This is a genomic window from Streptomyces sichuanensis (assembly GCF_020328095.1).
Taxonomy (GTDB): Bacteria; Actinomycetota; Actinomycetes; order Streptomycetales; family Streptomycetaceae; genus Streptomyces; species Streptomyces cinnamoneus.
The window spans coordinates 18640-27285 of sequence record NZ_JAIXMK010000082.1 but is presented as its reverse complement, the minus strand read 5'-3'; the positions used below and the strand labels follow the sequence as shown (position 1 = coordinate 27285).

7 protein-coding genes are annotated in these 8646 nt (G+C 72.6%); all 7 read left to right on the top strand.

Annotated features, from left to right (window positions below; translation table 11 throughout):
- A partial coding sequence (locus LE181_RS22240) for an ABC transporter ATP-binding protein (protein WP_225663279.1) occupies window positions 1-905 on the top strand: 905 nt, incomplete at its 5' end.
- Window positions 906-988: 83 nt separating this feature from the next.
- The gene (locus LE181_RS22235) at window positions 989-2893 is read left to right on the top strand and encodes an ABC transporter ATP-binding protein (RefSeq protein ID WP_225663282.1); all 1905 of its coding nucleotides are present in this window, start codon (window positions 989-991) and stop codon (window positions 2891-2893) included.
- Between the two features lie 482 nt (window positions 2894-3375).
- The gene (locus LE181_RS22230) at window positions 3376-4185 is read left to right on the top strand and encodes a response regulator transcription factor (RefSeq protein ID WP_225663278.1); all 810 of its coding nucleotides are present in this window, start codon (window positions 3376-3378) and stop codon (window positions 4183-4185) included.
- A 24-nt stretch (window positions 4186-4209) separates the two neighbouring features.
- The gene (locus LE181_RS22225; RefSeq protein WP_225663277.1) at window positions 4210-5235 is read left to right on the top strand and encodes a LacI family DNA-binding transcriptional regulator; all 1026 of its coding nucleotides are present in this window, start codon (window positions 4210-4212) and stop codon (window positions 5233-5235) included.
- A 193-nt stretch (window positions 5236-5428) separates the two neighbouring features.
- A complete protein-coding gene (locus LE181_RS22220; RefSeq protein ID WP_225663276.1) occupies window positions 5429-6424 on the top strand; it encodes a S1C family serine protease in 996 nt (331 codons plus the stop codon).
- Between the two features lie 72 nt (window positions 6425-6496).
- Complete coding sequence (locus tag LE181_RS22215) at window positions 6497-7246, top strand: response regulator transcription factor (RefSeq protein ID WP_225663275.1); 750 nt, start codon at window positions 6497-6499, stop codon at window positions 7244-7246.
- Window positions 7243-8643 carry a sensor histidine kinase gene (locus LE181_RS22210; protein WP_225663274.1) on the top strand — a complete coding sequence of 467 codons (1401 nt, stop codon included), beginning with the start codon at window positions 7243-7245 and terminating at the stop codon, window positions 8641-8643. Before LE181_RS22215 ends, LE181_RS22210 begins: the two co-directional genes overlap by 4 nt.
- Window positions 8644-8646 lie beyond the last annotated feature (3 nt).

The window sequence follows — 8646 nt, the reverse complement described above, 5'->3', positions numbered from 1 at the left end:
TCCTCAGCTACCTCATGCAGATCCTGATGGCCATCATGATGGCCACCTTCATGTTCATGATGGTGCCGCGGGCCGAGGTCTGCGCCGAGCGCATCCAGGAGGTGCTGTCCACCGATTCCAGCGTGGCGCCCCCGGTGGCGCCGGTCACCGAGCTGGGCCGGCGCGGCCATCTGGAGCTGCGCTCGGTGGAGTTCGGCTACCCGGGCGCCGAGGAGCCGGTCCTGCGGGACGTCTCGCTCGTGGCGCGCCCCGGTGAGACCACGGCCGTCATCGGCTCCACGGGCAGCGGCAAGTCGACGCTGCTGGGCCTGGTCCCGCGCCTGTTCGACGCCACCGCCGGCACGGTCCTCGTCGACGGCGTGGACGTGCGCGACCTGGACCCGGTCACCATGGCCGAGGCCGTCGGGCTCGTACCGCAGAAGCCCTACCTCTTCTCCGGGACCGTCGCCTCGAACCTGCGCTACGGGCGGCCCGACGCCACCGACGACGAGCTGTGGCAGGCGCTGGAGACCGCGCAGGCCCGCGAGTTCGTCCAGGCGATGGAGGGCGGCCTGGACGCACCCATCGCGCAGGGCGGCTCCAACGTCTCCGGCGGCCAGCGCCAGCGCCTGGCGATCGCCCGCGCCCTGGTCCGCAAGCCGGAGATCTACCTGTTCGACGACTCCTTCTCCGCGCTCGACTACGCCACCGACGCCCGGCTGCGGGCGGCGCTGGCGCGCGAGACGGGCGACGCGACGGTCCTCATCGTCGCCCAGCGCGTGTCGACCATCCGGGACGCCGACCGCATCGTGGTCCTCGACGAGGGCCGCGTCGTCGGCTCGGGCACCCACACCGAACTGATGGGGACGAACGAGACCTACCGGGAGATCGTGCTCTCCCAGCTCACCGAGGAGGAGGCGGCGTGACGTCCCCCGCGAAGCCCGGCGGCCCGGCCGCCGGGACCGAACGGCGCAGAGGCCCGGCCCCGGCCGCCGGCATAGGCCGCTTCATGGGCGGCCAGCCCACCGAGAAGTCCATGGACTTCGCCGGGTCCAGCCGCCGCCTGCTGGCGCAGCTGCGTCCCGAGCGGGCCGTCGTCGGCGTCGCCCTGCTGCTCGGCGTCGCCAGCGTGGCGCTGAGCGTCATAGGGCCGAAGATCCTCGGCCGCGCCACCGACCTGATCTTCGCCGGCGTCGTCGGGCAGCAGCTGCCCGCCGGCACCACGAAGGCCGAGGCCCTGGCGCACCTGCGCGAGAAGGGCGACGGCCGGATCGCCGACGTCCTGTCCGGGGTCGACTTCACGCCCGGCCGGGGCATCGACTTCGACGCGGTCGGCACCGTCCTGCTGTGGGTGCTGCTGATCTACGTCGGTGCGTCGCTCTTCATGTTCGTCCAGGCCCGGATCGCCACCAACGTCGTCCAGCGGGCCGTGTTCCGGCTGCGCGAGGACGTGGAGGCGAAGCTCGGGCGGCTGCCGCTGAGCTACTTCGACAAGCAGCAGCGCGGCGAGGTCCTCTCCCGCGCCACGAACGACATCGACAACATCGCCCAGACGCTGCAGCAGACCCTGAGCCAGATCATGGCCTCGGTGCTGACCATCGTCGGCGTGCTGGCGATGATGTTCTGGATCTCCTGGCTGCTGGCCGTCGTCGCACTGATCACCGTGCCGGTGTCGGTCGTCGTCGCGACCAAGGTGGGCAAGCGCGCCCAGCCGCAGTTCGTCGCGCAGTGGAAGTCCACCGGCCGGCTCAACGCCCACATCGAGGAGATGTACACCGGCCACTCGCTGGTGAAGGTCTTCGGCCGGCAGAAGGAGTCCGCCGAGACGTTCCGCAAGGAGAACGAGGAGCTGTACGCCGCCGGCTTCAAGGCGCAGTTCATCTCCGGCCTGATCCAGCCCGCGATGATGTTCATCGGCAACCTCAACTACGTGCTCGTCGCCGTGGTCGGCGGTCTGCGCGTGGCCAGCGGCTCGCTGTCGATCGGTGACGTGCAGGCGTTCGTGCAGTACTCGCGCCAGTTCAGCCAGCCGCTCACCCAGGTGGCGTCCATGGCCAACCTGGTGCAGTCCGGCGTCGCCTCCGCCGAGCGGGTCTTCGAGCTGCTCGACGCCGAGGAGCAGTCCCCGGACGCGGCCGACGCGCCGCGGCCGGAGCGCGTGAGCGGCCACGTGTCCTTCGAGAAGGTCTCGTTCCGCTACGAGCCGGACAAGCCGCTCATCGAGGACCTGTCCCTGACGGTGCGGCCCGGCCAGACCGTCGCCATCGTCGGCCCCACCGGTGCGGGCAAGACCACCCTGGTCAACCTGCTCATGCGGTTCTACGAGACGGACGGCGGCCGCATCACCCTCGACGGCACCGACATCGCGGCCATGTCCCGGGAGGACCTGCGCTCCCACATCGGCATGGTGCTCCAGGACACCTGGCTCTTCGGCGGCACCATCGCCGACAACATCGCCTACGGGGCCCCGGCGGGCACGTCCATGGACAGGATCGTCGAGGCGGCGAAGGCCACCCACGTGGACCGCTTCGTGCGCACCCTGCCGGACGGCTACGACACCGTCATCGACGAGGAGGGGGGCAACGTCAGCGTCGGCGAGAAGCAGCTGATCACCATTGCGCGGGCCTTCCTCGCCGAGCCCCAGATCCTCGTCCTGGACGAGGCCACCAGCTCCGTCGACACCCGGACGGAGGTGCTCATCCAGCACGCCATGGGGCAGCTGCGCACGGGCCGCACCAGCTTCGTGATCGCCCACCGCCTCTCCACCATCCGGGACGCCGACGTCATCCTCGTGATGGAGGCCGGCCGGATCGTCGAGCAGGGCGACCACGAGTCGCTGCTGGCCGCGGACGGCGCGTACGCCCGGCTGTACGCGGCGCAGTTCGCCCAGCCCGTGGCCGTGGAGGAGGCGTGACCTCCCGGAACGGGCGGCAGGACGGGCGGCGGAACGGGCAGGCATAGCGGCCGGCCGCCGGGGTACGTGCGCTCCCACGCGTGCCCCGGTGCGCCCCCCGTGCTGCGTCGCGCCGCCCGGGCGGGCGGCGGGGGCGGCAGACTGGACCGTAAAGGTGCTGCGCGGCCCCCCGGCCGTGCGTCGTCCGCTGTCAAGGGTGCGGCCCGATGACCACTCGAAGTGACCGACGAAACACAAGCTCGTGCAAAATCGTCCGCCGCTGGGAAAGTCATCTGGGTTATTCTGCTCGGCAGAGAGGATCCGGGCAGAGTAGCCCCCGGGTCCTTTTGTGCATTCGGACGACGAGCAGTGCCCCACCGTCCTCGCAGGGACCGAGGAGGAACCGACGCAATGGGCGAGCGAAGCGCACGAGAGAAGACCGAGAGCCGGACGAGGCGTATGAGCAGGACGAGGCGGCCGGCGGCCGGCGCGGGAGGCAGCCGATGAGTTCCCTGCTGCTCCTGACCAATGCCCTCCAGCCGTCGGCCGAGGTGCTGCCCGCGCTCGGCCTGCTGCTGCACAGCGTGCGCGTCGCCCCCGCCGAGGGCCCGGCCCTCGTGGACACCCCCGGGGCCGACGTCATACTGATCGACGGCCGCCGCGACCTGCCCCACGTGCGCAGCCTGTGCCAGCTGCTGCGCTCCACCGGCCCCGGCTGCCCGCTGCTCCTCGTCGTCACCGAGGGCGGCCTCGCCGCCGTCACCGCCGACTGGGGCGTGGACGACGTCCTGCTCGACACCGCCGGCCCGGCCGAGGTCGAGGCCCGGCTGCGGCTGGCCATGGGCCGCCAGCAGATCTCCACGGACGACAGCCCCATGGAGATCCGCACCGGCGACCTCTCCGTGGACGAGGCGACCTACAGCGCCAAGCTCAAGGGCCGGGTCCTGGACCTGACCTTCAAGGAGTTCGAGCTGCTGAAGTACCTGGCCCAGCACCCCGGCCGCGTCTTCACCCGGGCCCAGCTGCTCCAGGAGGTCTGGGGCTACGACTACTTCGGCGGCACCCGCACCGTGGACGTCCACGTGCGGCGGCTGCGCGCCAAGCTCGGTCCCGAGCACGAGTCCCTCATCGGCACGGTCCGCAACGTCGGCTACCGCTTCGTCCTGCCGGAGAAGCCGGAGAAGCCGGAGAAGTCAGAACGCCCGGCGGAGGAGACCAAGGCCAAGGAGGCGGCGGATCCGTCCGGCAAGCGCTCACGGAAGGAGCAGCCGCCCGCCGTCGAAGCCGAGGCCGCACGCCCGGTGAAACGGTAGGTGGACCCGCGTAGACTGCCGCGCGTGGCCAAGGTGACGCGGGACGATGTGGCGAGGCTTGCGGGGACGTCGACCGCGGTCGTCAGCTACGTCATCAACAATGGACCGCGCCCGGTGGCACCGGCGACGCGGGAGCGAGTGCTGGCGGCGATCAAGGAGCTGGGGTACCGGCCCGACCGGGTCGCCCAGGCGATGGCGTCACGACGGACGGACCTCATAGGTCTGATCGTCCCGGACGCGCGCCAGCCCTTCTTCGCGGAGATGGCGCACGCGGTCGAGCAGGCGGCGGCCGAGCGCGGCAAGATGGTCCTCGTCGGGAACTCCGACTACCTGGACGAGCGCGAAGTGCACTACCTGCGCGCCTTCCTGGGCATGCGGGTCTCCGGCCTCATCCTGATCAGCCAGGGTCCGAGCGAGACCGCGGCGATAGAGATCGACGCCTGGGACGCCCGCGTCGTGCTGATGCACCGCAGGCCCGACGCCATCGACGACGTGGCCGTCGTCACGGACGACGTGGGCGGCGCCCAGCTCGCCACCCGCCACCTGCTGGAGCACGGCCACCCCTACGTGGCCTGCCTCGGCGGCACGGAGGAGACGCCGACCATAGGGGACCCGGTCACCGACCACGTCGAGGGCTGGCGGCGCGCCATGCGCGAGGCCGGCAAGTCCCTGGAGGGCCGGCTCTTCCCGGCGCCGTACAACCGCTACGACGCCTACAAGGTCGCCCTGGAGCTGCTCTCCGGCCCCAACCGGCCGCCGGCCCTGATGTGCGCGACGGACGACCAGGCCATCGGCGTCCTGCGCGCCGCCCGCGAGCTGCGCATCGACGTGCCGGGCGAGCTGGCCGTGGCCGCCTTCGACGACGTCAAGGAGGCGGCTCTGACGGACCCGCCGCTGACGACGGTCGCCTCGGACCGCCAGGCGATGGCCCGCTCCGCCGTGGACCTCGTCCTGGACGACGGCCTGCGCGTCGTCGGCTCCCGCCGCGAGCGCCTGAAGCAGTTCCCCTCCCGCCTGGTGATCCGCCGCTCCTGCGGCTGCGGGGGCTGAGGCCGCGCCCGTCCCCGGGGCTCCCGCCCCGGGCCCCGGTGAGCGGGGCAGGCCCCGGGCCGCCCTGCGCCGGACCTCTCCTCGGCCGCACCGGCCCGGAAGAGCCGGCCCTTATACCGGTCGAACGCTCTTCTGTGCCCCTTCTCAGTGCGTCCTCAGACTGTTCTCATCTCCACGGAGGACAGTCGTAGCCATGACGGAGACTCCCCGCCCGGCCGGCGGCCACCAGGACCCTGCCCACTACCCGGCGCCGCCGGCCTACTCGCCGTACGCCCTGTTCGAGGAGCAGGCCCCGGTGGCACCCGCCGGTCACCGGGCCCCGCCCAAGCGCCCGGGCGCGCTCATCGCCGCCTGTGCCCTCGTCGCCGCCCTCGTCGGCGGTGGGTCCGCCGCCCTGGTCGGGGAGCTGGCCAACGGCAAGCACGGCACCTCCTCGGGCACCCCGGTGCAGAACGTCTCCACCAAGGGCACCGGCGTCGCGGCGGTGGCGGGGGCAGTCAGCCCCAGCGTCGTGGAGATCAAGGCGGCGACCTCCTCGGGCCAGTCCACGGGCTCCGGCGTGATCATCACCGCCGACGGCGAGGTCATCACCAACAACCACGTCGTCGCCGGCTCCGACACCGTCCGGGTCGCGCTGAGCGACGGCACCACCAAGACCGCCAAGGTCGTCGGCACCGACCCCGGCAAGGACCTCGCCCTCATCAAGATCCAGGACGCCAAGGGCCTGAAGGCCGCCGCCCTCGGCGACTCCGGCAAGGTCAGGGTCGGCGACCAGGTCGTCGCCATCGGCTCGCCCGAGGGCCTCACCGGCACCGTCACCAGCGGCATCGTCTCCGCCCTCAACCGCGACGTGACCGTTTCCAAGGAACAGGGCCGGGGCCAGCAACAGCGCGGCGTCCCGCAGTGGCCGTTCGAGTTCGGCGGCAACCAGTACAACGGCGACACCGGCTCCTCCAAGACCACGTACAAGGCCCTCCAGACCGACGCCTCGCTCAACCCCGGCAATTCCGGCGGCGCGCTCATCAACATGAACGGCGAGATCATCGGCATCAACTCGGCCATGTACGCGGCCGGGTCGGGCGGCGGCCCGGGCGACTCGGCCGGCAGCGTCGGCCTCGGCTTCGCCATCCCCGTCGACACCGTCAAGGCCGACCTCGCCAAGCTCCGGGCCGGCGGCACCGACAGCTGACGGGCCCGCCCGGCCCGCCGTGCGAGGCTGAAAGGGCCCACCGCCACCGACGCACCCCCGTGAGGTAAGCCGATGAGCCCCGCCGAGCACGGCGACCAGCCCGCCCGCATCCTGATCGTGGACGACGAGCCCGCCGTCCGCGAGGCGCTGCGCCGCAGCCTCGCCTTCGAGGGGTACGACACCGAGCTGGCCGTCGACGGGCTGGACGCGCTCGGCAAGGTCGGCTCGTACGACCCCGAGCTGATCGTCCTCGACGTGCTGATGCCCCGCATGGACGGCCTCACCGCCGCCCGGCGGCTGCGCGCCTCCGGCGTGACCGTACCGATCCTCATGCTGACCGCCCGCGACACCGTCGGCGACCGGGTGACCGGCCTCGACGCCGGCGCCGACGACTACCTCGTCAAGCCCTTCGAACTGGACGAGCTGCTGGCCCGCCTGCGCGCCCTGCTGCGCCGCAGCTCCTACACGACCGCGGCCACCGCCGCCCCGGCCGACGACCGGATCCTCTCCTACGGCGACCTGCGCATGGACCTCGCGACGCGCGAGGTGACGCGCGGCGCACGCCCCGTGGAGCTCACGCGCACGGAGTTCACCCTGCTGGAGCTGTTCATGGCCCACCCGCGCCAGGTGCTGACGAGGGAACAGATCCTCAAGTCCGTCTGGGGCTTCGACTTCGAACCGTCGTCCAACTCCCTGGACGTCTACGTCATGTACCTGCGCCGCAAGACCGAGGCGGGCGGCGAGCCGCGCCTGGTGCACACGGTGCGCGGCGTCGGCTACGTCCTGCGGGCCGGCGACGGGACGGGCGGCGGCACCGAATGATCAGCAGATACCGCAGACTGCCGCTGCGCTCGCGCCTGGCGCTGCTGACGGCCGCGGCCGTCGCCGTGGCCGTCGCGGTCGCGGCGGGCGCGTGCTGGTTCGTCACCAAGCAGCAGCTGGGCCACCAGCGGGACACGACCCTGACCAGCCAGCGCGTCGACGACCGTTCGGTGCAGGGCCTCGTCCAGACCTGCGGCACCAACCCCTCCGGCCTGCCGCCCGCCCCCGGCTCGTACACCATCCAGGTCGTCACCGCCGGCGGCCTCGTGTGCACCACTCCCGGCAAGCCCTCCATCAGGGTGACCGAGGACGACCTGGCCGTCGCGACGGGCCGCGCCGCAGAGGTGCTGCACGACAGCCGGGCGGCGGACGGCCAGGAGATGCGCGTCGCCACGTACCGCAGCGAACGGCTGCCCAACACGGCCGTGTCCATCGCCCAGCCCGTCAGCGAGGTCGACAAGCCCCTCAACGCGCTCGCCCTGGTCCTGGTCATCACCGCCGGCATCGGGGTGCTGGGAGCGGCCACCGCCGGCCTGTGGATCGCCCGGGCGGCGCTGCGCCCGGTCGACCGGCTGACGGGCGCCGTCGAGCACATCGCCCGCACCGAGGACCTGGCGGTGCGCATCCCCGTGGAGGGCGACGACGAGATCGCCCGCCTGTCCCGCTCGTTCAACTCGATGACCGCCGCCCTCGCCTCCTCCCGCGACCGGCAGCAGCAGCTCATCGCCGACGCCGGCCACGAGCTGCGCACCCCGCTGACCTCGCTGCGCACCAACATCGACCTGCTGGTGCGCAGCGAGGAGACGGGCCGGGCGATCCCGCCGGAGGACCGCAGGGAGCTGCTGGCGAGCGTGCGGGCGCAGATGGCCGAGCTGGCGGCGCTCATCGGCGACCTGCAGGAGCTCTCCCGCCCCGACGGCCCCGTCGGCGGCGGCCCGCTGCAGGTGATCGCGCTGCACGAGGCCGTGGAACGGGCCGTGGGGCGCGCGCGCCTGCGGGCCGCCGGAGCGGGCCTGTCGATCGACGCCGAGATCGACCCCTGGTACGTGCGCGCCGAGCCGGCCGCCCTGGAGCGGGCGGTCGTGAACCTGCTCGACAACGCCGTGAAGTTCAGCCCCGCGGGTGGTGTGATCGAGGTCCGTCTGGTGAAGGGCGAACTGACCGTCCGCGACCACGGGCCGGGCATCCCGGCCGAGGAACTGCCGCACGTCTTCGACCGCTTCTGGCGGTCGCCGACGGCGCGCAGCCTGCCGGGCAGCGGCCTGGGCCTGTCGATCGTCGCCCACACCGTCCAGCAGGCGGGCGGCGAGGTGGCCCTGCACGCCGCGCAGGGCGGCGGCACGGTGGCCGCGGTCCGCCTGCCGGGGGCGGCCACCGAGCCGCCGCCCCTCTCCTGACCG